The 23,625-nt window shown below is 68.4% G+C and carries 18 protein-coding genes and 2 pseudogenes; 10 read left to right on the top strand and 10 right to left on the bottom strand.

All coding sequences use genetic code 11. The features are described from left to right. Positions 1–3 precede the first annotated feature (3 nt). The 3 genes from C4B30_RS19740 to C4B30_RS19730 form a co-directional block, all read right to left on the bottom strand. Positions 4–1,236, bottom strand: a complete 1,233-nt coding sequence (locus C4B30_RS19740) for an efflux RND transporter periplasmic adaptor subunit (protein WP_105132864.1) — start codon at positions 1,234–1,236, stop codon at positions 4–6. Between the two features lie 36 nt (positions 1,237–1,272). Then, positions 1,273–4,521: an efflux RND transporter permease subunit gene (locus tag C4B30_RS19735; RefSeq protein ID WP_105132863.1), complete on the bottom strand. Its 3,249-nt coding sequence runs from the start codon at positions 4,519–4,521 to the stop codon at positions 1,273–1,275. A gap of 185 nt (positions 4,522–4,706) precedes the next feature. After that, positions 4,707–5,450: a Crp/Fnr family transcriptional regulator gene (locus tag C4B30_RS19730; RefSeq protein ID WP_105132862.1), complete on the bottom strand. Its 744-nt coding sequence runs from the start codon at positions 5,448–5,450 to the stop codon at positions 4,707–4,709. A 168-nt stretch (positions 5,451–5,618) separates the two neighbouring features. Here C4B30_RS19730 and C4B30_RS19725 point away from each other — a divergent pair, with 168 nt between their 5' ends. Next, positions 5,619–7,271, top strand: a complete 1,653-nt coding sequence (locus C4B30_RS19725) for an acyl-CoA synthetase (protein WP_105132861.1) — start codon at positions 5,619–5,621, stop codon at positions 7,269–7,271. A 48-nt stretch (positions 7,272–7,319) separates the two neighbouring features. Here the strand turns inward: C4B30_RS19725 and C4B30_RS19720 are convergent, their stop codons facing one another. The 4 genes and pseudogenes from C4B30_RS19720 to C4B30_RS19710 form a co-directional block, all read right to left on the bottom strand. Continuing rightward, the gene (locus C4B30_RS19720; RefSeq protein ID WP_105132860.1) at positions 7,320–9,302 is read right to left on the bottom strand and encodes a methyl-accepting chemotaxis protein; all 1,983 of its coding nucleotides are present in this window, start codon (positions 9,300–9,302) and stop codon (positions 7,320–7,322) included. A gap of 147 nt (positions 9,303–9,449) precedes the next feature. Further along, positions 9,450–9,881 carry a YqaA family protein gene (locus C4B30_RS19715; RefSeq protein ID WP_105132859.1) on the bottom strand — a complete coding sequence of 144 codons (432 nt, stop codon included), beginning with the start codon at positions 9,879–9,881 and terminating at the stop codon, positions 9,450–9,452. Positions 9,882–9,950: 69 nt separating this feature from the next. Continuing rightward, positions 9,951–10,079: pseudogene (locus C4B30_RS36315) on the bottom strand (voltage-gated potassium channel protein); the annotation flags it as partial. A 44-nt stretch (positions 10,080–10,123) separates the two neighbouring features. Beyond that, complete coding sequence (locus tag C4B30_RS19710; protein ID WP_105132858.1) at positions 10,124–10,780, bottom strand: LysE family translocator; 657 nt, start codon at positions 10,778–10,780, stop codon at positions 10,124–10,126. Positions 10,781–11,065: 285 nt separating this feature from the next. Between C4B30_RS19710 and C4B30_RS19705 the strand changes: the two genes are divergently transcribed. Continuing rightward, the gene (locus C4B30_RS19705; protein ID WP_105132857.1) at positions 11,066–11,548 is read left to right on the top strand and encodes an Lrp/AsnC family transcriptional regulator; all 483 of its coding nucleotides are present in this window, start codon (positions 11,066–11,068) and stop codon (positions 11,546–11,548) included. Positions 11,549–12,354: 806 nt separating this feature from the next. On the opposite strand, the gene C4B30_RS19695 is transcribed toward C4B30_RS19705, so the two are convergent. After that, on the bottom strand, positions 12,355–14,004 hold the full coding sequence (locus tag C4B30_RS19695) for an IclR family transcriptional regulator (RefSeq protein WP_105132855.1): 1,650 nt from the start codon (positions 14,002–14,004) through the stop codon (positions 12,355–12,357). A gap of 177 nt (positions 14,005–14,181) precedes the next feature. On the opposite strand from C4B30_RS19695, the gene C4B30_RS19690 reads away from it, so the two are divergent. From C4B30_RS19690 to C4B30_RS19675, 4 genes and pseudogenes are all read left to right on the top strand, one after another. After that, positions 14,182–15,141, top strand: coding sequence for an MBL fold metallo-hydrolase (locus tag C4B30_RS19690; protein ID WP_027782947.1), 960 nt, complete (start codon positions 14,182–14,184; stop codon positions 15,139–15,141). 183 nt (positions 15,142–15,324) lie between these two features. After that, positions 15,325–16,677 carry an MFS transporter gene (locus C4B30_RS19685; protein WP_105132854.1) on the top strand — a complete coding sequence of 451 codons (1,353 nt, stop codon included), beginning with the start codon at positions 15,325–15,327 and terminating at the stop codon, positions 16,675–16,677. Between the two features lie 56 nt (positions 16,678–16,733). Then, positions 16,734–17,084, top strand: a pseudogene (locus C4B30_RS19680) (helix-turn-helix domain-containing protein); the annotation flags it as partial. An 85-nt stretch (positions 17,085–17,169) separates the two neighbouring features. Then, positions 17,170–18,318 carry an epoxide hydrolase family protein gene (locus C4B30_RS19675; protein WP_105132853.1) on the top strand — a complete coding sequence of 383 codons (1,149 nt, stop codon included), beginning with the start codon at positions 17,170–17,172 and terminating at the stop codon, positions 18,316–18,318. Positions 18,319–18,405: 87 nt separating this feature from the next. Here the strand turns inward: C4B30_RS19675 and C4B30_RS19670 are convergent, their stop codons facing one another. Further along, positions 18,406–18,897: a 2,4'-dihydroxyacetophenone dioxygenase family protein gene (locus C4B30_RS19670; protein ID WP_050010988.1), complete on the bottom strand. Its 492-nt coding sequence runs from the start codon at positions 18,895–18,897 to the stop codon at positions 18,406–18,408. Between the two features lie 167 nt (positions 18,898–19,064). Between C4B30_RS19670 and C4B30_RS19665 the strand changes: the two genes are divergently transcribed. The 3 genes from C4B30_RS19665 to C4B30_RS19655 are packed head-to-tail and all read left to right on the top strand — an operon-like array spanning position 19,065 to position 21,146. Beyond that, positions 19,065–19,535, top strand: coding sequence for a MarR family winged helix-turn-helix transcriptional regulator (locus C4B30_RS19665; protein WP_105132852.1), 471 nt, complete (start codon positions 19,065–19,067; stop codon positions 19,533–19,535). Between the two features lie 37 nt (positions 19,536–19,572). Beyond that, positions 19,573–19,908, top strand: coding sequence for a hypothetical protein (locus C4B30_RS19660; RefSeq protein ID WP_027782952.1), 336 nt, complete (start codon positions 19,573–19,575; stop codon positions 19,906–19,908). Further along, positions 19,905–21,146, top strand: coding sequence for an MFS transporter (locus C4B30_RS19655; protein ID WP_105132851.1), 1,242 nt, complete (start codon positions 19,905–19,907; stop codon positions 21,144–21,146). Before C4B30_RS19660 ends, C4B30_RS19655 begins: the two co-directional genes overlap by 4 nt. 21 nt (positions 21,147–21,167) lie before the next feature. Here the strand turns inward: C4B30_RS19655 and C4B30_RS19650 are convergent, their stop codons facing one another. Beyond that, positions 21,168–22,118, bottom strand: a complete 951-nt coding sequence (locus C4B30_RS19650) for a LysR family transcriptional regulator (protein ID WP_105132850.1) — start codon at positions 22,116–22,118, stop codon at positions 21,168–21,170. A gap of 105 nt (positions 22,119–22,223) precedes the next feature. Between C4B30_RS19650 and C4B30_RS19645 the strand changes: the two genes are divergently transcribed. Further along, entirely contained in the window at positions 22,224–23,579 is a 1,356-nt protein-coding gene (locus tag C4B30_RS19645) for an aspartate aminotransferase family protein (protein ID WP_105132874.1), read from the top strand. Positions 23,580–23,625 lie beyond the last annotated feature (46 nt).

The raw sequence follows: 23,625 nt of genomic DNA, 5'->3' as shown, positions 1-23,625 counted from the left end.
CGATCACGACTTCGCTCCGGCGACCGCCGAGGCCGGCTGCGCCGCCGCCGGCGCCTGCACGACGACGTGGTCGCCGTTCGCGAGCGCGTCGCTCGGGTTCGCGACGAGGCGGTCGTTCGGCGTGACCGGCCCGTCGATTTCGAGCGTCTGGCCGATCGTGCGCACGACCGTCACCTGCTTCAGACGCACCTCGCCGTTCGCATCGACGGTCGCGACCGTCGGGCCTTCGGCGCGGAACAGCAGCGTACTGGCCGGCACCTGCAGGCGGCCGACCGGCGTCATCGGCAGCGTCGCCTGCACGTAGGCGCCGGGCAGTAGCCGCCCGTCCGGGTTCGGCAGCGTGATCTCGATCTGCAGCGAACGCGTCGCGACATCGATCGACTCGGACGTGCGCGTGATCGTGCCGTCGAACGTCCGCCCGGGCAGTTCGGCCTGCGCGACGCTCACGTGCTGGCCGACCTTCACCTGCTGCGCATACGCCTGCGGCACCTGCACGTACAGACGCAGCCGGTCGGCCTGCACGACCGAGAACAGCGCGCGGCCCGCGTTGCCGGAACTGACGAGATCGCCGACGTCGACGTTGCGCTGCGTGACGATTCCGTCGATCGGCGCGACGATCCGCTGGAAGCCCTTCAGCTCGGTGAGGCGGCGCATGTTCGCATCGGCCGCGGCGAGGTTCGCGGTGCCCTGGCTGAATGCGCCTTGCCGGTCGTCGAGTTCCTGCTGCGATACGGCATCGCGCTGGCGCAACTGCTGCGCGCGGTCGAACGACGTCTTCGCGAGGGCGAGCGCGGCTTGCGCCTGCTGGCGTTGCGCGGTGGCCTGCGCCAGTTCCTGGTTCAGTTCCGGCGTATCGAGTTCGGCGAGCGTTTGCCCCTGCTTCACGTGCGCGCCGATGTCGGCCTGCCAGCGCAGCACGTAGCCGCTGGCGCGCGCATAGATCGGCGCCTCGACGAAGCCGCGCAGCGTGCCGGGTAGCGTCAGCTTGCCGCCGGTGGCCGCGTCGACCGGATGCACGACGTTCACGTACTGGCGCGTGTTCTGCTCGGCGACCGCGTCGAGCCGGTTGCGGTTCAGCCCGTTGACGATGAGCGTGCGCGCGGCGCCGGCGGCCAGCAGCACGCCGATCACGATCACGACGATGCGCGCGCGTCGCGATACCGACGCGCGCGCCGGCAGGTTCATGCCGCGTTCGTCCACGTGGATGCCGACGGTGCTGTGATGTTTCTCTTCCATGAATTCAACCAGTTCAACCGGGTAGTGGGGCGAAAGTCAGTGTCCGGCCTGGCGCGCGCGCCGCCGGGCCAGCCGCGCATGCACGCCGCCGAACACGAGCGGCACGAACAGCAAGGTCGAAACGGTCGCGAACAGCAGCCCGCCGATCACCGCGCGGCCGAGCGGCGCGTTCTGCTCGGCGCCTTCGCCGAGACCGAGCGCCATCGGCACCATCCCGATGATCATCGCGAGCGCCGTCATCAGCACCGGCCGGATCCGGGTCGCGCCGGCCTCCAGCGCGGCCGTGAGCGGCGGCGCGCCGTCCGCGAGGCGTTGCCGCGCGAACGACACGACGAGAATGCTGTTCGCGGTCGCGACCCCGACCGTCATGATCGCGCCCGTCAACGCGGGCACGCTCAGGTGCGTGCCGGTGACGAACAGCATCCACGCGATGCCGGCGAGCGCGGCCGGCATCGCGCTGACGATGATCAACGGGTCGAGCCACGACTGGAAATTGACGACGATCAGCAGGTAGACGAGCACGATCGCCATCGCGACGCCCGCGCCGAGGCCGAGATACGACGTACGCATCGTCTCGATCTGGCCGCGCATCGCGAGGCCGGTGCCGCGCGGCAGCGTCGCGCGCGCGTCGGCCACGATGCGATCGATCTCGCCCGCGACCGCGCCGAGATCGCGGCCCTCGACGCTCACGTACACGTCGATCGCCGGGCGGATGTTGAAGTGCGTGATCACCGCAGGATCCGCGGTACTGCGCACCCGCACCAGATTGCCGAGCAGTTGCAGCGGCATGCCCGTGCGGCCACTGGCCGAGATCGGCGTGCCGAGCAGGTCGTCGACCGACGAGATGTTGTATTGCGGGGTCTGGATCTGCAGCGGGTACTGGACGCCGGTGCGCGGGTTGATCCAGAACGACGGCGTCGTCTGCGAACTCCCCGACAGCGAGATCAGCATGTTCTGCGCGACGTTCTGCGCGGAGAGATTGAGCTGCTGCATGCGCGTACGGTCCATGTCGGCCAGCAGGGTCGGCTCGTCGTTGCGTTGCAGCACGTGCACGTCGACGGCGCCGGGGATTTGCCTGATCTTTTTCATCAGGCTGCTCGCAATGGTCATGTTACTCGCGAGATCGTTGCCGAGCACCTGCACGTCGATCGCCGCCGGCTGCCCGAAGTTGAGGATCTGCGTGATGATGTCCGACGGCTGGAAGAAGAACTCGACGCCCGGGAAGCGTTGCGGCAGCAGCGTGCGCAGCGTCTGCACGTAATGCCCGGTCGCGCGGTGGCCGGCCTTCAGCGCGATCAGCAGCTCGCCGTCGAGCGTGCCGATCGTGCCGGCGTTGCTGTACGACAGGTTGATGCCGCTCACCGGCAGCCCGAGGTTGTCGACGATCGCGCCGAGTTCGTCGGGTGGCACGGTGTCGCGGATCACGCGCTCGACCTGGTCGGCGAGGCGTGCGGTTTCCTCGATCCGGTAGCCGGTCGGCGCGCGCATGTGCAGACGGATGTTGCCGGAATCGGCGTTCGGGAAGAAGTCGCGGCCGAGCACGAACACGAGGCCCGTCGACAGCACGCAGAAGCCGAGGAAGCACAGCGCGTAGAAGCGGCGGCGCACGAGCAGGATGCTGAGCAGCACGATGTACCACGCGCGCAGCCGTTCGAACGCATCGTTGAACGCGTGATGAATGCGTGCGAAGCGCGACGTCGAATGGTCGGGGCCGGTGCTCGCCTGCTGCGGGCGGAACAGCAGCATCGCGAGCGTCGGCACCAGCGTGCGCGACAGCACGTACGACGCGAGCATCGCGAACACCACGGCTTCGGCGAGCGGCACGAACAGGAAACGCGCGACGCCGGTCAGGAAGAACATCGGCACGAACACGATGCAGATGCACAGCGTCGACACGAGCGCGGGCACCGCGATCTCGCCGGCGCCTTCGAGAATCGCTTCGTGCAGGTCCGTACTGAACGACGACCCCCACGCTCCCTCCGGTCGCTGCCCCCCGAGGGGGCTGCTCGGCACGCTTGGGGCGGCCCGGCGCGTGCCGAGATGCAGATGCCGCTCGATGTTCTCGATCGTGACGGTCGCGTCGTCGACGAGAATGCCGACCGCGAGCGCGAGCCCGCCGAGCGTCATGATGTTGATGGTTTCGCCGAGCGCGGACAGCGCGATCAGCGACGTGAAGATCGACAGCGGGATCGAGATCGCGATGATCAGCGTGCTGCGCCAGTTGCCGAGGAACAGCAGGATCATCATCGCGGTCAGCACGGCGGCGATCAGCGCCTCGTGGATCACGCCCTGGACGGCCGCGTTGACGAACACCGACTGGTCGAACAGCGGCGTGATCGTGAGTCCCTCGGGCAGCGTCGGGATCACCTTCGGCAGCAGCGCCTTCAGGTCCGACACGACCTTGAGCGTCGACGCGTCGCCGCTTTTCAGGATCGAGATGAGCACGCCGCGCTGGCCGTTCTGGCGCACGACGTTGGTCTGCGGCGCGAAGCCGTCGCGTACCGACGCCACCTCGCGCAGGTAGGTCGTCGCGCCGTTGACGGTCTGGACCGGCAGGTCGTTGATGTCGGCGATCGTATCGGCCGACGCGTTCGTATCGATCCGGTACTCGGTCTGACCCATCTTCGCGGTGCCGGTCGGCAGCACGAGGTTCTGCGCGTTGACCGCGTTGACGATGTCGGCCGGCGTGAGGCCCTTCGCGAGCAGCGCCTGCGGATCGAGGTCGATCGCGACCACGCGCGTGCGCCCGCCGTACGGGAACGGAATCTGCACGCCCGGCACCGTGATCAGCTGCGGGCGCAGGAAGTTGAGCGCGATGTCGGCGAGCGACTGTTCGCTGAGCGTCTTGCTCGACAGCCCGAGCTGGATCACCGGAATGCTCGACGCGGAATAGGTGATCACGAGCGGCGGCGTCGCGCCCTGCGGCATCTGCCGCACGATCGCCTGCGCGGACGAGACCGTCTGCGCGATGGCCGTCTGCACGTTCGCACCCGGTTGCAGGAACACCTTCACCACCGCGATGCCGGGCAGCGATGTCGATTCGACGTGCTGGATGTTGTTGACGGTCGTCGTCAGGATCCGTTCATGCACGGCCGTGATGCGGTTCGTCATCTCCGTCGCGGAGAAGCCGCTGTAATTCCAGATCACGCTGATCACCGGGATGTTGATCGCGGGCAGCACGTCGACCGGTGTGCGCATCAGCGCAAGCGGGGTGGCCAGCACGATCATGATGGCCATGACGATGAACGTGTAGGGGCGCCTGAGCGCGAGATTGACGATCCACATGGAGGCGGCGGGACAGGCGGTGATCGGGCGTCGGTGAAGGGAACCCGAATGATAGGCGTCGGCCCGGCACGGGTTACTGTCGCGAAACTGGCTGAATTGTCAGGTTGGGGCGCGCTGGCCGGCGGCCGATTCCGCGGACGGAATGCGCCGTCGCGACGGCGGCGGTTTCGCGCATCGGGCGGTGCTCACAGCTGCTCCATGCCGAAGCGGGCGAGCGCATCGAGATCGACGACCTCGATCTGGTTGTACGCGAGCCGCAATGCGCCGAGCTTCTCGAGCTGCTGCAGCGCCTGGTTGATCCGCTGGCGCGACACGCCGACGAGCATCCCCAGTTCCTCCTGCGAGATCGACAGCGACGGGCCGGTATCCGGGTACAGCGCGGGGTTGAAGAGCTGCGCGAGCGCCTGCGCGACCCGCGCATCGACGTCGAGCAGCCGGCTGTTCTGGATCGACGCGATGAATTCGCCCATCCGGTTGTTCAACTGATGAATCACGAAGCGCGTGAACGGCAGGCTCGCATCGAGCAGCGCATGGAACGTGTCGACCGGCACGAACAGCACGGTCGAGCGCTGGATCGCGACGACCTCGTACTTGCGCAGCTCGCGCTTGATCACGCTGCCTTCGCCGAACCAGCCGCCCGACGGCACGCCGGAAAACGTGCAGCCGCGTCCCGACACGTTGAAGATCGCGAGCTTCAGCAGCCCCTGATGGACGCCGATCCAGTATTCGGACGGCGCGAGCCGCTGCGCGATCACGTCGCCGGCTTCGCACTGCTCGACGTGCGACTGGGCCAGCACGAGCGCCTGGTGTTCGGGCGCCAGCGTGCGGAACCACGCGCACTGGCCGAACAGCGTCGCCAGCGGCGGCAGCGGGCCCGGTTCGGGAAGCGTGTCGGCCGGGGCGGCGGCCGCGTCGGGGTGGTCTTGCATGGGTGCGGGTTTGCGAGGATAGGGATAACGCGCAGCGCTCGAGCGGCACTCTGTCGTTTCGATGACAGACGGCTCACAATAGCGCCCGTTAGGCTGTCGGCAATTGAACCACATCAAAACGATCCGGGGTGCATGCGCCCCGGTCGACAGAACACGGGAGACAGGATCATGACGCAGATGTTCGAGGCCGGGCTCGGCCGCCACGATGCCAATTACGTGCCGCTCACGCCGATCGATTTTCTGGTCCGCGCGGCCGAAGTCTACGGCGAGCGCACGGCGATCGTGCACGGCGACGTGCGACGCACGTGGGGCGAAACCCATACGCGTGCCAGGCAACTGGCGAGCGCGCTCGCGCAGGCCGGCGTCGCCCGCGGCGACACGGTCGCGGCGCTGCTGCCGAACATCCCGGCGATGGTCGAGGCGCACTTCGGCGTGCCGATGGCCGGCGCCGTGCTGAACACGATCAACACGCGGCTCGACGCGTCGTCGGTGCTGTTCATGCTGCGTCACGGCGAGGCGAAGGTGCTGATCGTCGACACCGAGTACGCGGAGGTCGCGCATCGCGCGGCGCTCGAGGTGCCGGGCCTGAAGATCGTCAGCGTGGCCGACGCGATGCCGGCGGATCCCGCCCGTTTCGCCGGCGCGACCGACTACGAGACGTTCGTGGCCGGCGGCGACCCCGGCTACGCATGGACGCCGCCCGCCGACGAATGGGAGGCGATCGCGCTGAACTACACGTCGGGCACGACGGGCGACCCGAAGGGCGTCGTCTACCACCATCGCGGCGCGTATCTCGCGGCGATCAGCAACATCCTCGAATGGGACATGCCGAAGCACGCGGTATATCTGTGGACGCTGCCGATGTTCCACTGCAACGGCTGGTGTTTCCCGTGGGCCGTGGCGGCGCGCGCGGGCGTGAACGTGTGCCTGCGCAAGTTCGACGCGAAGACCGTGTTCGACCTGATCCGTCGCGAGCGCATCACGCATTACTGCGGGGCGCCGATCGTGCAGAGCGCGATCGCGAACGCACCGGCCGAGCTCCGCGACGGGATCGACCATACGGTGCACGCGATGGTCGCGGGCGCGGCGCCCGCGCCGGCCGTGATCGCGAAGATGAAGGAGATCGGCTTCGACCTGCTGCACGTGTACGGGCTGACCGAGGTCTACGGCCCGGCGACCGTCTGCGCCAAGCAGGCGCACTGGGAAGCGGCGTCCGACGAGGAACGCGCGCGGCTCAATGCGCGCCAGGGCGTGCGCTATCACCTCGAGGCGGGCGCGACGGTGCTGGATCCCGACACGATGACGCCGGTGCCGGCCGACGGCGAGACGCTCGGCGAGATCATGTTCCGCGGCAACATCTGCATGAAGGGCTATCTGAAGAACCCGAAGGCGACCGATGACGCATTTCGCGGCGGCTGGTTCCATACCGGCGATCTCGCGGTGCTGATGCCGGATGGCTATATCCGGATCAAGGATCGCAAGAAGGACATCATCATCTCGGGCGGCGAGAACATCTCGAGCATCGAGGTCGAGGACGCGCTGTACCGCCATCCGGCCGTCGCCGTGGCGGCCGTCGTCGCGATGCCCGACCCGAAATGGGGCGAGGTGCCGTGCGCGTTCGTCGAGCTGCGCGAAGGCGCGAGTGCGACCGAGGAGGAGATCGTCGCGCACTGCCGGCAACTGCTCGCGGGCTTCAAGGTGCCGAAGGCCGTGCGCTTCGGCGAGCTGCCGAAGACGTCGACCGGCAAGATCCAGAAGTTCCAGTTGCGCCATGCGGTCGGCTCGGACAAGGCGATCGACCTGGCCGGCGAGAAGAAGTAGGCGGCCGGCTTTCCGCCGCCGCGCACCGACGATCACGAGGTCACGAGGTCACGCGCCGCGCTCCAGCCGGAACACGCTCACCGCGTCCGACAGTTGCGCGGCCTGGTCGCGCAACGCGACGGCCGCGCGCTCGGCATCCGAGATCAGCGTCGCATTCTGCTGCGTCGCGGCGCCGATCTGCGTGACGGCGAGATTCACCTGCTCGATGCCGGTCGATTGTTCGCGCGACGCGGCACTGATCTCGCCGATCAGCGTGCGGACCTGGTCGACCCGCGCGACGATGTCGCGCATCGTGCCGCGCGCGGCGTCCGCGATCCGGTAACCCTGTTCGACGGTCGTCGACGATTCGGCGCTCAGCGTATCGATCTCCTTGACCGCGGCCGCGCTGCGCTGCGCGAGCGCGCGCACCTCGGCCGCGACCACCGCGAAGCCCTTGCCGTGTTCGCCCGCGCGGGCGGCCTCGACGGCCGCGTTCAGCGCGAGGATGTTGGTCTGGAACGCGATGCCTTCGATCGCGCCGGTGATCTCGGCGATCCGGCGCGTCGCGCGGCCGATGTCGTCCATCGTCGCGACCACGCGCTGCACCGCGGCGTCGCCGTTCGTCGCGGCGGCCGATGCGTCCGCGACCAGCGCGTTGGCTTGCGCCGCATGCTCAGCGCTCTGCTGCACGGCGGCGGTGATCTGCTCCATGCTCGCGGCCGTCTGTTCGACGCTGCTCGCCTGCGTCGCGATTCGCGCGGCGATGTCGCCGCTGCCGGCTGCGATGGCGACCGTGCCGTGCGCGATGTCGGCCGCGCTGTTGCGCACCTGCGCGACGATTCGTGCGAGGCCGTCGCCGATTCCGTCGACGGCCTGCACGAGCCGGCCGATCTCGTCGTTGCCCGCGCTGCCGTGCGCGTTCGCGCCGTCGCGGATACGCATGCTTAGGTCGCCTGCCGCATAGCGCTCGGACGCGCGGGCGGCGTCTTCCAACGGCCGGCTCACGACGCGCCGCACGACGATGACGAACAGCATCGCGAACGCCGCGACGAGCACGGCGCCGATCATCAGGAAGCGGTTGCGGGTGGCGCGCATGGTGGCGAGCAGTTCGTCGTCGAGCGCGATGCCGCCGACGAGCCATTGCCACTGCGGAATCGTCGTGAAGGACACGACTTTCGCGGTCGGCCCGCGGTCGTGCGCGGCCGGGTCGGTCGACGTGTACGCGAGCCGGCCCTGGCCGGCCGCGAGCATCTGCGCGTAGGGTGCGCGTGTGCCGTCGGCCGGTTGGCCCGCCGCATCGGGATGCACGACGAAGGCGCCGCGCGACGGGCCCTGCGATGCATCGAGCACGAAGTAGTAGCCGTTGTCGCCGATTTTCAGCGAGCGGATGCCGTCTTCGACGAGCTTGAGCTCGGCGCCGATGTCGAGGCCGACGAACAGCGCGCCGATCACGCGGCCCGTCGCGTCGGTCACCGGCTTGTACTGCGTGATGTACGGCCGGCCGAACAGCTTCGCGAGGCCGGTGTAGCTGCGCCCGGCGACCAGCGGCGCGTACGCGGGGCCGGCGCGGTCGAGCTTCGTGCCGACCGCGCGCGCGCCGTCCTGCTTCTTCAGCGACGTCGTGATGCGCACGAAGTCGTCGCCGTCGCGCGCGAAGATCGTCGCGATCGCGCCGCTTTTCTTCAGAAACTGGTCGGGAATCGAGTAGTCGAGGTCGAGCGGCTGGCCGCCGGCGGACAGCGTCGGCGCGGCGACGCCGCCGATGTCGACGGTGCGTGCCGGATCGAGCGCGAAGTCGGCCGGCAGGAAGCTCGCGAACAGCGTCATCGCACGTGTCGCTTCGGCCGACAGCGCCTTGTCGAACAGCTCGACCATCGCGCCGATCGACTGCTCCTTGTCGGCGATCCGCGCGTGCGCCTCGTCGGCGAGTTGCTGGCCGGCAAAATGGGCGAGCGCCCATGCGAAAACGGTGAACAGCAGTGCAACGAGCACGCACGCCAGCGCGGCAAGACGCGTACCGACGCTCACCCGGCCCAATTGGGTCAATCTCATACGGGATCCTGAGTGGGGAGAGAGGGGCGGAACGCACGCGTCACCGCTTGTCGTAAGGTAATCGGCAGTTTCGGCGAATTCTTTAGCGGCGTGCGCACGGCGGCGGTATGCGCCGGCTCGACACGCGGAACCGGATGACGGACGGCTTCAGTACGCCACGAGCCACGCGACGGCCAGATAGCGTCCGACTTTTGCGATCGTCACGATCGCGAGAAACGTGGGTAGCGGCTCGCGCAGCACGCCGGCGATCATCGTCAGCGGATCGCCGATCACCGGCGCCCAGCTCAGCAGCAGCGACCAGCGGCCGTAGCGTGCATACCAGCGCTCGGCGCGCGCGAGCGCGGACGGCTTGACCGGAAACCAGCGGCGCTCGCGGAAATGCTCGATTCCTCGGCCGAGCGCCCAGTTGATCGCCGAGCCGGCGACATTGCCGACGCTCGCGACGAGCACCAGCGCCCACACAGGCTCGCGCCCGGCCAGCAGCAGGCCGGCGAGCACGGCTTCGGATTGCAGCGGGAACAGGGTCGCGGCGACCATCGACACGGCGAACAGGCCGCCGTAGGTGAGCAATTCGGACATCGCGGGATTGTACCGGCCGGGCGGGGGCGGCCCCGGGTCACGCGGTCATGGGATCACCGGCCTACGACATCACGCGGCATCGGTCGTGCCGAACGGCAAAGGCGAGATCATCGACGCGTCGACCGGTTCGTCGTCGAGCGTGCCGGCGAACCGTTGCGGCGAAAACACCATGTCGGATTTCAACAGCCGCAGCCGTTCGGGCGCGCTGCCACGCTCACGCGCCCGACCGTACGCGCGTCCGTTCAGTTCCAGCCGACCATGATCGCGCCCATCCCGACGAGCAGCCCGCCCGTCGCGCGGTTCATCGCACGCATCCGCGCCGGCCGTTGCAACGCGCGGCTCAGCCGGTGCGAGAACAGCGCCATCGACGCGACGCCGCCGGCGAACAGCAGCGCGAACGTCGCGGCGAGCAGCAGGTATTGAAGGTTCAGGCTCCAGTCGGCATTCGGGCTGATGAACTGCGGAAAGAACGACGGAAAGAACAGCAGCGTCTTCGGATTCAGCCCGGAAGTCGCGACGCCGCGCCAGAACAGCGCGCGCCCGGTGTCGGTGTCCGGCGCGGCGCTTGCCGTTCCGGCGTCGGCCTCGGCCGGTGCCGCGGCTGCGCCGGCCGGCGCGCGGCTCAGCCATTGCTTGCCGCCGAGCCATACGAGATACGCGGCGCCGGCCCAGCGCAGCACGGTCAGCGCGTGTTCATCGAGGTGGACCAGCGAATTCAGGCACAGCGCGGTCAGCGCGAGTTGCAGCAGCACGGCGAGCGTGCCGCCCCAGACGCACGGCAGCGCGCGGCGCCAGCCGGTGCGCAACGCCTGGTTCATCGTGAGCAGGTTGACGGGGCCGGGCGCATAGATGAGGACGACGGAAGCGGCGAGGAACGACAGATAAAGCTTGAACGACATGTGACGGGCGGGCAGGAACGGGAAGGCAGGCACCAGCCCCGCACGCGGTCGGATAGGCGTGCGGGCGGCGGGGAATCGCACGCCGGCCGGCCGGCACCGCAACTCGTGATTGCGGCCGTGCGTCCCGTTGCGAGGGGTGTCGCGGGGAGCGTGCCGGGCAGCAGGCATGAAGAAAATATATCAAGCGGCCCGGTTAAAAGGCTTCCTGTTTTCCATCAAAACGGACCTATAACCAGAATCCTGTTCAGATAGAATGCCGATTTTCAGTAGAAAATTCTGCTCATCATGGCTACCCGCGAACGCACGCCGAAAACGCTCGACAATCTGGACCGCAAGATCCTCGGAGCACTGCAGAAAAATGCGCGTCTGTCGAACGCCGAACTGGCCGAACAGATCGGCATGTCGACCACCGCATGCTGGAACCGCACGCGGCAACTCGAACTCGACGGTTACATCGACGGCTATGTCGCGCTGGTCAACCAGCGCAAGCTCGGCTACGCGGACATCGTGATTCTCGAGGTCACGCTCGATCGCCACGAGGACGACGCGCTGGCGCGCTTCGGCGCCGAACTGGCGGCGCTGCCGGAGGTGCTCGAGGCGTATCTGGTGTCGGGCGAGTACGACTACTGGATCAAGGTGGCGGTGGACGGCACGGCCGGCTACGAACGCTTCCTGCGCGAAAAGCTGTACCGGATTTCGAGCATCCGCCACAGCCGTTCCATGTTCGCGCTGCGGTGCATGAAGGATGTGCCGTCGATTCAGGTGTGACGGAGCGGAGACGGGAGCGCGGCCGTCGTTGCAACGACGGGCGCATGCAGCGGGCGTGGGTGCGGACGAAACCGGCGATCGGCCGATAGGGAAGGCTCACCGGGGAGACGGCCGGCGGACGCACGAAAACGGATGAATCTTCCGTCCGCGATGGGCGGGCACGACCGCGCGCAATGACTTCTGGCCCGGGTACGCGACTGACGGCAATCCGCGTCGATCCGTATGAATCGACGCCGATATCGGGCTGAGACGCGGCCTGAAGCACGGCGTCGAGACGATCTTGAAACACTCGCCGCGCGGTAAGCGCATTGGGCCGGGACGAGCCCAGCCTCTTGCTTATCCGACCCACGCACCCGGCGCGACCGTCGGGCGCCCCGCGCAACAGCCGCTATCGGCGTGCGTCAGCGCAAGCGAATCGAACGGCCGGCGCTGCGCTCAGCGCGGCAGGCGCGCGTGTGCTTCAGCGATGACTTCGCAGTTTTCGAGGTGCAGTGCCCAGGCTTCTGCCAGCAGCTCGCCAACGCGTGCGAGCCAGCCAGCGGATTGGGTGGAACGATCGGAGACATTAGACGTTTGCATGACGAAGCCCCATGTAGGTGGCGAGCTAGGGATAACCCTAATCATAGCGAAACGTCACCGTCTTGTGAAATGCGATTTCGTTATATGAGAATTACTGACAATTTATGTTGCTGCTGCGCAACATGGATATCGGTTGCGCGGGCGTGCCCGGACAGGCGTGCCGAGGCCGTGCCGGCACGGCTGCGCGTGGAGATGAAAGGGATTCGAGCGTAGAGGAACGGGTGCGCTTACCGGCCGATCCATCCGAAGCGCCACGACAACCGCCGCGTCGCGGCCCGCAGCGTCTGCGCCAGCTCGCTGTCCGGCCCGCGCGGGAAGCCGCGCGACGAGCCGATGATCGCGATCACGAGCCGGATGCTGCCGGTGTGATCGAACACGGGCGCGGCGATCGTCCCGATGCCGGGCACCGGCGCGTCGAACGCGAAATCGAGTTCGTCCGCGCGGATCGCCGCGAGCCGGGCGCGGAAGGCCGCGTCGTCCGGTGCGGCCGGCGCGCCCGCGAGGCGCACGGGCTCGTTGGCGAGCAGGTCGGCCAGCACGTCGTCTGACATGCCGGACGCGAAAATCCGGCCGATCGCCGTATTGACGAGCGACATCACGGTGCCGACCTGCAGGCTCACGTGCTGCGGCCGCGCCGATTCCTCGAGCCGGATCACGGTCGGCCCGAGCGGCCCGAGCGTCGCGGCGGCCACGCTCATGTCGGTCGCGCCGGCGAGCGCGACGATCTCGGCTTCCGCGTCGCGCGTCGGCGACACGCGCTGCATCGCTATCAGGCCGAGCGCCTGCGCGAGCGGGCCGCCATCGAAGCAGCCGGCGTCGTCACGGCTCAGCAGCCCGATCTTCTGCAGGCTGACGAGATGCGGAAACGCCTTCGCGGCCGGCATGCCGGCCGCCGTCGCGAGATCGCGCAGCGGCAGCGCGCGACCCGCCGACACCAGCGCGAGCAGCAGCTCCCCGGTGCTGTCGAGCGCATTGATCCCGCGCTGCGCTTTTGCGTCGTCGGCCAGCGCGGGCGGTACCCGCGCGGCGCCCGGCGCCGGCGCGGGCGCCGGTTCCGCACGCGCCGCGCCGAGCGACGCGGTGGCCTGCCGCGCCGCATCGCGCAGGGCCGCCGCGATCGGGCCGTCCCAGTCGACATCGATCGATCCCGTCGAACCGATCACCGTCAACGCGAGCTGCAGGCGCCCGCGCGCATCGAAAACGGGCACGCATATTCCGCTGACGCCGGGGCTCGGCCGGTCGATGCTGCGTTCGATGCCGCGCGTACGAATCGCGTCGAGTTCGACCGGTTGCGCATCGCCGTCCGGCGCGCCTGACGCGCCTTCGGCGCCGGCGAGCGTATCGCCCGCGCCGCCCTGGCTGGCCGCCATCGCGTCGAGTTGCGCGGCGTCGCCGAACGCGCGGAACACCCGGCCGGTCGCCGTCGTGTCGAGCGACATCACCGAACCGACGTGCAGGTTCATGTGCAACGGATAGCCGCCGTGCTCGATGCGCACGATCGTCGGGCCGAGCACGCCCGGTACCGACAGCGCGACGCTCAGGCCGACCGTTTCCGCCAGCCGCGCCGCGTGCGGCAGCGTCGCGCGGTAGGCCGGCTGGCGCTCGATCGACATCAGCCCGAGCCGCAGCGACAGCGGGCCCGGCTCGTAGTTGCCGGTGATCGCATCGCGCTTGACGAGCGCGAGCCGCGTCAGGCTCACGAGATAGGTGTGCGCCTGCGCGGTGGAAAGATCGGCCGCCGCGGCCAGTTCCGACAGCCCGAGCGGCTTGCGCCGACGCGCGAGCGCGTCGAGCAGCCGGCCGCCGACCTCGACACTCTGGATGCCGCGCTGCGCCTTGGGCGGCGCATCGTCCGCGCTGACTTCGTGGTTCTGCACGCGATGATTCTTCCGTTGACGAAACCCCGCATGGTATCCGACGCCATTTCGCGCGGCAGACTTCAGGTTTACCAGAGTTAAACAATAACAAGCGTGTTTGCCATTGACAAATATTCGACGCGGGCAGATGATCCGTTCACTCCCCTCAACACATGGCTCGCAGCCACGGAACGCACTATGGCCAAAGCATTCGCCTCCCAAGCCGATCTGGAAGAGAAGAAAGTCACCTGGACGCAGTTGTCCGAGAACGCGTACGCGTACACGGCCGAAGGCGACCCGAATTCCGGTGTGATCGTCGGCGACGACAGCGTGCTGATCGTCGACACGACCGCGACGCCTGCGATGGCGCAGGACCTGATCGCGAAGATCCGCAGCGTGACCGACAAGCCGATCAAGCACGTGGTGCTGTCGCACTATCACGCGGTGCGCGTGCTCGGCGCGTCCGCGTATTTCGACGAAGGCGCGCAGCACGTAATCGCGAGCCGCGGCACGTACGAGATGATCGTCGAGCGCGGCGAGGCCGACATGAAGTCGGAGATCGAGCGCTTCCCGCGCCTGTTCGCCGGCGTCGAGACGGTCCCGGGCCTGACCTGGCCGACGCTCGTGTTCGAGCGCGAGATCACGCTGTTCCTCGGCAAGCTCGAAGTGAAGATCATGCACGTCGGCTCGGGCCACACGAAGGGCGACACGATCGTGTGGCTGCCGTCGCAGAAGGTGCTGTTCTCGGGCGACCTCGTCGAATACGACGCCGCGTGCTATTGCGGCGACGCGCAGCTCGAGCAGTGGCCGGCCACGCTCGAGGCGCTGCGCGCGCTCGGCGCCGAGAAGCTCGTGCCGGGCCGCGGCCCCGCGCTGCTGAATCCGGCCGAGGTCGACAAGGGCCTCGACTACACGAAGGATTTCGTCACGACGCTGCTCGCGCAGGGCCGCAAGGCCGTCGAGCGCAATCTCGACCTGAAGGCGGCGATGGCGCTCACGCGCGAAGCGATGGACCCGAAGTTCGGCCACGTGTTCATCTACGAGCACTGCTTGCCGTTCGACGTGTCGCGCGCGTTCGACGAAGCGAGCGGCATCACGCATCCGCGCATCTGGACCGCGCAGCGCGACAAGGACATGTGGGCCGCGCTGCAGGACTGAGCGGTGCACGGCGGCGGGGCGGCGTTCACATGATCGCCTCGCCGTTTCCCTGAAGGCGCCGGCATCGGCGGCGTTGCGCCGCGGTTCCGGCAGCCGTATCCGGTCTCACGAGAAAGCAGGGCGCATGCACGCCCTCGAAGACTGCTGCGCGCTCGACATCGCGCGGCCCGTTTGGAGAGAGACATGCCCCAATCGCTTCCCGCCGAAGCGACGCTCGCGCACGCGAGCGCTTCGGTATCCTCATCGACGTCCGAATCCAGCGACGCGCTGCTGTTCCGCAAGATCGCGTGGCGGATCGTCCCGTTCCTGTTCCTCTGCTACGTCGTGTCGTTTCTCGACCGCATCAACATCGGCTTCGCGCAGTTGCAGATGAAGCACGATCTCGGCTTCAGCGACGCGATGTACGGCCTCGGCGCCGCGGTGTTCTACGTCGGCTACGTGTTCTGCGAAGTGCCGAGCAACATGCTGCTCGCGCGGTTCGGCGCGCGCCGCACGTTCACGCGGATCATGCTGCTGTGGGGCATCGCATCGACCGGGATGATGTTCGTGTCGCAGCCGTCGCATTTCTACGGGCTGCGCTTCCTGCTCGGCGTGTTCGAGGCCGGCTTCTTCCCCGGCATCGTGCTGTACCTGACCTACTGGTTTCCCGCGAACCGGCGTGCGGCGGCGATCTCGGTGTTCTTCGCGGGCGTCGCGGTGGCCGGCGTGCTCGGCGGCCTCATGTCCGGCTGGATCATGCGCGACATGAGCGGCGTGCTCGGGCTGCACGGCTGGCAGTGGATGTTCGCGATCGAGGGCGCGCCGGCGATCCTGCTCGCGTTCGCCGCGTTCACGTTCCTCGTCGACCGGCCGCAGGACGCCACGTGGCTCACGTCCGACGAAAAGGCGCGCGTCGCCGCGCTGTGCGCCGAAGGCCGCGCACACGGCAGCGCGCACGACGGGCGCAGCGTGATGGCCGCGCTCGCGAACCCGCGCGTGTACCTGTTCGCGTTCATCTATTTCTCGCTGACCTGCGCGTCGCTGACGCTCAACTTCTGGATGCCGCTGATGATCCGCGACTTCGGCGTGACCGACGTCGTCGCCGTGAGCCTCTACACGGTCGTGCCGAATGCGGTGGGCGCGGTGGGGCTCGTCCTGATCGCACGCCGCTCGGATCGCACCGGCGAGCGCCGCAAGCACTTCGCGTGCTGCACGATCGGCGGCGGACTCGCGCTCGCGGCGCTGACGCTGCACCTGCACAGCTTCGCGGCGATGCTCGCGTGCCTGTCGATCGCGGCGACGCTGATCTTCGCCGCGCTGCCGATCTTCTGGGCCGTGCCGACCCGCTACCTGTCCGGCAACGCGGCCGCGGCCGGGATCGCGTTGATCAGCAGCATCGGGATCACGAGCGGCATCGTCAGCCCGTGGGTGATCGGGATGATCCGCACGCGCACGGGCAGCATGGATCTGGCCGTGTATCTGCTTGCCGCGCTGCTGGTCGCGAGCGGCGTGGCGCTGATGGTCGGCGTGAAAAGCGAAGGCCCACGGCGCGGCTGAACGGGCAATGGCCGGCCGTCGGCCGCGGGCGGCGGCGACCGGCGCTCACCCCGTCCGCACCGAAATCCGACCGAATCCAGAACGCGCTCAACTACGCGCGGCAGAATCTCGGCCGCGCGCTGAGCGTCGAGGATCTGGCCGAGGCCGTCCACCTGAGCCCGCGCCAGTTCAGCCGCGTGTTTACGCTCGAAACCGGGCAGTCGCCCGCGAAGGCGATCGAGCGGCTGCGGCTCGAATCGGCGCGGCCGATGATCGAACAGAGCCGTCATCCGCTCGACGTGATCGCGAAGGAAAACGGTTTTCGCGACCGCCGACATATGCGCGACGCGTTCGTGCGCGGGTTCGGCGTGCCGCCGCAGGCGTTGCGGCGCGATGCGCGGGCGGACGACGAGCCGGGAGCAGGCTGACGCGCTGTCGGGCCGGCGGGCGCCGTTCAGCACGTGCCGGCAAAATCGCGCAGAATCCTGTGGACATTCGTCGCGAGGAGACACCATGCACGCTGAACCGTTCGACATTGCGATCCCCGAGCACGCGCTTGACGATTTGCGTCGGCGCGTGCGCGACTACCGCCCGCCGACCCTGACGCCCGCCGAGCCGTGGCAGCAGGGCACCGACGGCGCGTGGCTGCACGAATTGGCGGCGTACTGGGCCGACGGCTTCGATTGGCGCGCGGTGGAACGCGAGCTCAACCGGCTGCCGCAGTTCGTCGCGGACGTCGGCGGGCAGCGTGTGCATTTCGTGCATCGGCGCGGTACGGGGCCGAAACCCTATCCGCTCGTCGTCACGCACGGCTGGCCGGGTTCCGCATTCGAATTCCATGCATTGATCGATCGCTTGTGCGACCCGGCCGCGTTCGGCGGCGATCCGGACGATGCGTTCGACATCGTCGCGCCGTCGCTGCCCGGCTTCCTGTTCTCTCCCGCACCGGCGGCACCCGGCACGTCGGCGTTTCAGGTTGCCGACTGCTGGGCGGAATTGATGGCAGGCCTTGGATACCAACGGTTCGGCGCGCAGGGCGGCGATCTGGGCGCGGCCGTGTCGGTCGCGCTCGGCGCGCGGCATGAGGGGGTGGTCGACGGCATTCATCTGAACTACCTGCCGGGCAGCTACGAACCGGCGATCGACGCGGCGCTGCCGCTGACCGACGACGAGCAGACGTTCCTGAAGCAGCGCGCGGATTGGGTGGCGCTGGAAGGGGGATACGCGCACGTCCACATGACGAAGCCGCAGACGCTGGCCGTCGCGCTCAACGATTCGCCGCTCGGGCTGGCCGCATGGATCGCCGAGAAATTCCGCACGTGGAGCGATTGCGACGGCGACGTCGCGCGCCGTTTTTCGCACGACACGCTGCTGACCGGCATCTCGCTCTACTGGTTCACCGGCTGCATCGGCTCGTCGATGCAGATGTATTGGGAGAACCGGCTGCAATCGATGCGCTTCGCGGCCGGGCAGCGCGTGGCGGTGCCCGTGGCGTTCGCGCGCTTTCCGAAGGAGATCAGCCGCCCACCGCGCAGTTGGCTCGAACGCGTATTCGACGTGGTGCAGTGGACCGACATGCCGAGCGGCGGCCATTTCGCGGCGATGGAGGAGCCGGACCTGCTGGCCGACGATATTCGGCGGTTTTTCAGGCGCTTCCGGTAACGGGCCGGCAAGCCGGCGGGCACAAACCCATACCGGAAGTCGCTCGCGCGGGACGGAAGCGGCACGACGTGGATCGCGTCGCCCTTCTTACCGCGTCACGAACGCCGTGGCGGCATCCGGCGCCGTACGCGCATGCTTGCGCTGGCGCAGCAGCGCGACGCGGCAGTTCTCGCGCGCCGTTTCACGGCCGTCGTCGTCGAGCAGCACGAGGTCGCCGCGCATCACGTTCAGCGTGATCACATCCTCGCCCGGCGCGCCGAGCGTTTCCGGCGTGTGTACCGAGCCGGCCGGTTCGAGCACCGTCGAACCGGCGTGGGCGACCCAGTCGTATTCGCGGTAGCGCCACGCACCCTGCAACGTATGGACGAACACCTCGCCGTCGTGACGGTGGCGCGGCAGCGTGCCGCCGGCCGGCATCTTCAGCAGCGCGGTCAGCGTGTCCTCGGCCGCATTGATGTGCAGGTACTTGATCGCGAGCCCCGGGAGGTCGGCGCTCATCGGCAGCCACGGCAGCGCATCGCCGGGCAGGCACGAGATCGGCGGCAGGTCGGTGGAGAGCGGGGCGGACGGCTGCGTCATGGCGGGAGGCGGACCGAAAACGGGAAGCCCGCATTATCGCAGAGCCGGATCGCGCGGCCGACCGGGTGCGGCGCCGGGCCGAAAACGTGCGCGACGGGCCGATCCTTACGGATTTAAATATACAGTCAAACTGTACAGTTTGACTGTCGACGTGCTATCTTGAATTCATGAACCTGCCATCGTCTCCCCCCGACACGCTCCCGCTGACCGGTCTCGCCGGCGAACTCCGCATCTCGGTCGGCAAGCTGATGCGGCGGATGCGAGAGCAGACCCATCCGAACGACCTCACGTCCTCGCAGAAATCGGTGTTGCTGCGGCTCGATCGCGACGGCCCGGCGACCGTGTCGGCGCTCGCGCGTGCCGAAAGCGTGCGCCCGCAGTCGATGCGCGTGACGGTCGCGACGCTCGAGGCGCTCGGCGCGGTCGCCGGTGCGCCCGATCCCACCGACGGCCGGCAGACGCTGATCGCGCTCACGCCCGGTTTCCGCAAGGTGCTGCAAGCCAACCGCGCGGCCAAGGACGACTGGCTGTTTCGCGCGCTGCACGCGCAACTGTCGGCGGCGGAACAGGCCGAGCTGGCGGCGGCCGTGAAGCTGCTGCAGCGGCTCGCCGAATTCCAGGACCCCGCGCGTCCGTGAACCGCACCGGCCCCCTCGCCGAAAGGACAACCCGCACATGAATCTCCTGCATCTCGTGTCGTACTTCTTCGGCGGCGCCTTCCTCGCGAATGTCGTGCCGCATCTCGTCAGCGGACTGCGCGGCGAGCCGTTCCAGACGCCGTTCGCGAATCCGCCCGGCCGCGGGCTGTCGTCGTCCACCGTGAACGTGGCGTGGGGCGTCGCGAATCTCGCGATCGCTTATGTGCTGGTGTGCCGGGTCGGCGATTTCGACCTGAAGCGCACGTCCGACGCGGCGGCGCTCGGTCTCGGCATCCTGGTGCTCGGCCTGTTCCTCGCGCGGCACTTCGGCGAACTGCACGGCGGCAACGAGCCGGACCGGGAGCGGCGATGAGCGTGCCGGCCGCGGGCGTGTTCCGCTCGCTTCGCAGCTTCAACTATCGCGTATGGGCGATCGGCTCGCTGGTGTCGAACATCGGCACGTGGATCCAGCGTACCGCGCAGGACTGGCTCGTCCTCACGCAGCTCACGCATCACGACGCATCGGCGGTCGGCACGGTGATGGCGCTGCAGTTCGGGCCGCAACTGCTGCTGTTGCCGTGGACCGGCTACGCGGCCGACCGCTACGACCAGCGCAAGCTGCTGATGGCGACGCAGGCGCTGATGGGCGCGCTGGCGCTCGTGCTCGGCGTGCTGACGGTCACCGGCGCGGTGCGGCTCGAGCACGTGTACGTGTTCGCGTTCCTGTTCGGCTGCGCGTCGGCGTTCGACGCGCCGGTGCGGCAGACCTTCGTCGCCGAACTGGTCGGCGACCGCGAGCTCGCGAACGCGGTCGCGCTCAATTCGACGTCGTTCAACGCCGCGCGGATGGTCGGCCCGGCGGCGGCGGGTTTCCTGATCGCATCGGTCGGCACCGGCTGGGCGTTTCTCGCGAACGGGCTCAGTTTCTTCGCGGTGCTGGCGTCGCTGTCGCGGCTTCGGGAGGACGAACTGCGTGCGAACGTGCGGGCGGGGCGCTCGCGCGGCAGCCTGCTCGACGGGTTCCGCTATGTATGGCGTCGGCCGGACCTGACGGCGATCCTCGCGATGCTGTTCCTGATCGGCACGTTCGGGCTCAATTTCCAGCTGTTCATTTCGACGATGGCCGCCAGCGTGTTTCACGTCGATGCGCGCGGGTTCGGCTTCCTGTCGTCGATGATGGCGGTCGGCACGATCTCGGGCGCGCTGCTCGCCGCGCGCCGCGAGCAGCCGCGGTTCCGCCATCTGTGGATCGGCGCGACGCTGTTCGGGCTCGGCTGCACGTTCGCCGCGCTGGCGCCCGGCTACTGGTCGTTCGCCGCCGCGCTGGTGCTGACCGGGATCGCCGCGATCACCTTCATGAATTCGACCAACAGCCTGATGCAGTTGTCCACCGAGCCGGCGATGCGCGGCCGCGTGATGGCGCTGCGCCTCGCGGTCGCGCTCGGCGGCACGCCGATCGGCGCGCCGGTGGCCGGCTGGGTCGCGAACCATCTCGGCCCGCGCTGGGCGCTGGGGGTCGGCGCGGCGTCCGGTTTCGCAGCGGCGCTCGTCGCGACCCATTTCGTCGCGCGCAAGCGGGCGCTCCCGCGCACGGGCGACGACGGGGCCTGACCGAACCGGAGGACGCCGCCGCTATGCCGCCGGCCGCGCCGCCGCATGCGCGGCGTCGAGGCAAGCCTGGAACAGCAGCGCGGCCCGCGCCGGCTGCGGCGAGCGCCGCAGCAGGCTCACGAACCCGCACCGGTAATTGAACCGGTGCGGCGCGATCGGCTGCATCAGCCCCTTGTTTTCGAAACTCTCCGCGTAGTGATCGGGCAGGAAGCCGAGATAGCGCCCCGAGAGGATCAGCGTCGCGATCGATTCCTGGTCCGACGCGGTCGCGCTGCGCGTGAGCTTCGCGCGATGGCTCAGCTCCATGTTCGGCGAATGGAACCCGAGCCCGGCGAATGCGTGGTTGCGGATCGTCGTCCACGTGAGCTTGCCGTGCGGCGCATCGAAGAGCGGATGCTGGCGGCCGCAGTAGAGCAGCATCCGTTCGTCGAACAGCGCCGAATACACGAGGCTGCCCGAATTGCGGTGCACGGGGATGATCCCGACCTGGTAGCTGCCGTCGATGACCCCGCGCTCGACCTCGTTGATCGACGCGACGTGCAGGTTCAGCGCGACGTCGGGCGCTTCGTCGGCGAACTGGCGGATCGCGTCGCCGAGCCGGGCATTCGGGTTGGTGGCCGTCTTGTCGAATACGGCGATGTGGAGTTCTCCGCCCATCTTGTCGTGAATGCCGTCGATTCTGCTGCGAAACGCTTCCATCGACGCGAGAAGCCGCAGCGTCTCCTCGTACACCGTCTGTCCCTCGGGCGTCAGCGTGAAGCCCGCACGCCCGCGCCGGCACAGCACGAGGCCGAGCCGCGTTTCCAGATCCTTCACGTGCCGGCTGATCGTCGAGATGCCGATATTCAGTTCCAGTTCGGCGGCCGCCATCCCGCCGCATTGCACGACGCCCTTGAAGACCCGCAGCAGGCGGAGATCCATGTCGCTGAGCTGCCCGAGCAGCGCGCGGCTCTTCGGTTTCTTTGCTTGCATAGTTGAGCAAGTGAACATTGATATTGCGATATTCAAAAGACTAATTGGCGTCCCGACAATGTGCAACATCATCACCAGGAGGAGGGGCGCGCCGCGCCGACCGACATGACCGACATCACCACCGCCCAGCACGACGACACGAACCTGCGCACCGACGCCGCGTGGCTCGATGCGCACTGGATGCCGTTCACGGCCAACCGCCAGTTCAAGGCCGATCCGCGCATGATCGTGTCCGGCAAGGGCGCGTATTACACCGATGGCGAAGGCCGCAAGATCTTCGACGGCCTGTCGGGCCTCTGGTGCACGGGCCTCGGTCACGGCCGCACGGAAATCGTCGAAGCCGTGACCCACCAGGTCGCGCAGCTCGACTACGCGCCGGCCTTCCAGTTCGGCCATCCGAAATCATTCGAGCTCGCCAACAAGATCAAGGAACTGACGCCGGCCGGCCTCGACTACGTGTTCTTCACGGGCTCGGGCTCGGAAGCGGCCGACACGTCGCTGAAGCTGGCCCGCGCATACTGGCGCGCGAAGGGCAAGGGCACGAAAACGCGCCTGATCGGCCGCGAGAAGGGTTACCACGGCGTGAATTTCGGCGGTATCTCCGTCGGCGGGATCGGGCCGAACCGCAAGCTGTTCGGTCAGGGCCTCGACGCCGATTTCCTGCCGCATACGCAACTGGCCGAGAACAAGTTCTCGCGCGGCATGCCGGAGCACGGCGCCGAGCTGGCCGACCGCCTGCTCGAGGTGATCGCGCTGCACGACGCATCGAACATCGCGGCCGTGATCGTCGAGCCGTTCTCCGGTTCGGCGGGCGTGGTCGTGCCGCCGAAGGGCTATCTGAAGCGCCTGCGCGACATTTGTACCGCGCACGACATCCTGCTGATCTTCGACGAGGTCATCACGGGCTTCGGCCGCGCCGGCGCGATGACGGGCGCGGACGCATTCGGCGTGGTGCCGGACATCATGAACTTCGCGAAGCAGGTGACGAACGGCGTGCAGCCGCTCGGCGGCGTGATCGCGACGAAGGAAATCTACGACACGTTCATGGCCGCGGGCGGCCCCGAGTACATGCTCGAGTTCCCGCACGGCTACACGTATTCGGCGCATCCGGTCGCATGCGCGGCCGGCGTCGCGGCGCTCGACCTGCTGGTGAAGGAAGACGCGGTGGCGCGCGTGCGCGATCTCGCGCCGCATTTCGAGGCGGCCGTGCACGGGCTGAAGGGCCAGCGCCACGTCGCGGACATCCGCAACTACGGGCTGGCGGCCGGCCTGACGATCGCCGCGTTGCCGGGCGAGCCGGCACGGCGCCCGTACGAGATCGCGATGCGCTGCTGGGCGAAGGGCTTCTACGTGCGCTACGGCGGCGACACGATCCAGCTCGCGCCGCCGTTCATCGCCGAGAAGCGCGAGATCGACAACCTGGTCAACGCGCTGTCCGACGCACTGAACGAAGTGGACTGAGCCGCGGCTCGCCCGCAGCGACAACCGAATTCACGAAAGAGCCTGA

It is taken from the genome of Burkholderia sp. BE12, from assembly GCF_002959955.1.
Taxonomy (GTDB): domain Bacteria; phylum Pseudomonadota; class Gammaproteobacteria; order Burkholderiales; family Burkholderiaceae; genus Burkholderia.
Note: the sequence above shows the minus strand (reverse complement) of the source record. Positions and strands in the feature narration are given on the sequence as shown.

Bases quoted from the DNA above. Each gene is read 5' to 3' on its own strand.
- C4B30_RS19645 (WP_105132874.1), top strand. From the start codon at position 22,224: ATGACCGACATCACCACCGCCCAGCACGACGACACGAACCTGCGCACC.
- C4B30_RS19670 (WP_050010988.1), bottom strand. From the start codon at position 18,897: ATGACGCAGCCGTCCGCCCCGCTCTCCACCGACCTGCCGCCGATCTCG.
- C4B30_RS19650 (WP_105132850.1), bottom strand. From the start codon at position 22,118: ATGCAAGCAAAGAAACCGAAGAGCCGCGCGCTGCTCGGGCAGCTCAGC.
- C4B30_RS19735 (WP_105132863.1), bottom strand. From the start codon at position 4,521: ATGTGGATCGTCAATCTCGCGCTCAGGCGCCCCTACACGTTCATCGTC.
- C4B30_RS19725 (WP_105132861.1), top strand. From the start codon at position 5,619: ATGACGCAGATGTTCGAGGCCGGGCTCGGCCGCCACGATGCCAATTAC.
- C4B30_RS19660 (WP_027782952.1), top strand. From the start codon at position 19,573: ATGAATCTCCTGCATCTCGTGTCGTACTTCTTCGGCGGCGCCTTCCTC.
- C4B30_RS19710 (WP_105132858.1), bottom strand. From the start codon at position 10,780: ATGTCGTTCAAGCTTTATCTGTCGTTCCTCGCCGCTTCCGTCGTCCTC.
- C4B30_RS19720 (WP_105132860.1), bottom strand. From the start codon at position 9,302: ATGAGATTGACCCAATTGGGCCGGGTGAGCGTCGGTACGCGTCTTGCC.
- C4B30_RS19655 (WP_105132851.1), top strand. From the start codon at position 19,905: ATGAGCGTGCCGGCCGCGGGCGTGTTCCGCTCGCTTCGCAGCTTCAAC.
- C4B30_RS19740 (WP_105132864.1), bottom strand. From the start codon at position 1,236: ATGGAAGAGAAACATCACAGCACCGTCGGCATCCACGTGGACGAACGC.
- C4B30_RS19685 (WP_105132854.1), top strand. From the start codon at position 15,325: ATGCCCCAATCGCTTCCCGCCGAAGCGACGCTCGCGCACGCGAGCGCT.
- C4B30_RS19705 (WP_105132857.1), top strand. From the start codon at position 11,066: ATGGCTACCCGCGAACGCACGCCGAAAACGCTCGACAATCTGGACCGC.
- C4B30_RS19675 (WP_105132853.1), top strand. From the start codon at position 17,170: ATGCACGCTGAACCGTTCGACATTGCGATCCCCGAGCACGCGCTTGAC.
- C4B30_RS19690 (WP_027782947.1), top strand. From the start codon at position 14,182: ATGGCCAAAGCATTCGCCTCCCAAGCCGATCTGGAAGAGAAGAAAGTC.
- C4B30_RS19715 (WP_105132859.1), bottom strand. From the start codon at position 9,881: ATGTCCGAATTGCTCACCTACGGCGGCCTGTTCGCCGTGTCGATGGTC.
- C4B30_RS19665 (WP_105132852.1), top strand. From the start codon at position 19,065: ATGAACCTGCCATCGTCTCCCCCCGACACGCTCCCGCTGACCGGTCTC.
- C4B30_RS19730 (WP_105132862.1), bottom strand. From the start codon at position 5,450: ATGCAAGACCACCCCGACGCGGCCGCCGCCCCGGCCGACACGCTTCCC.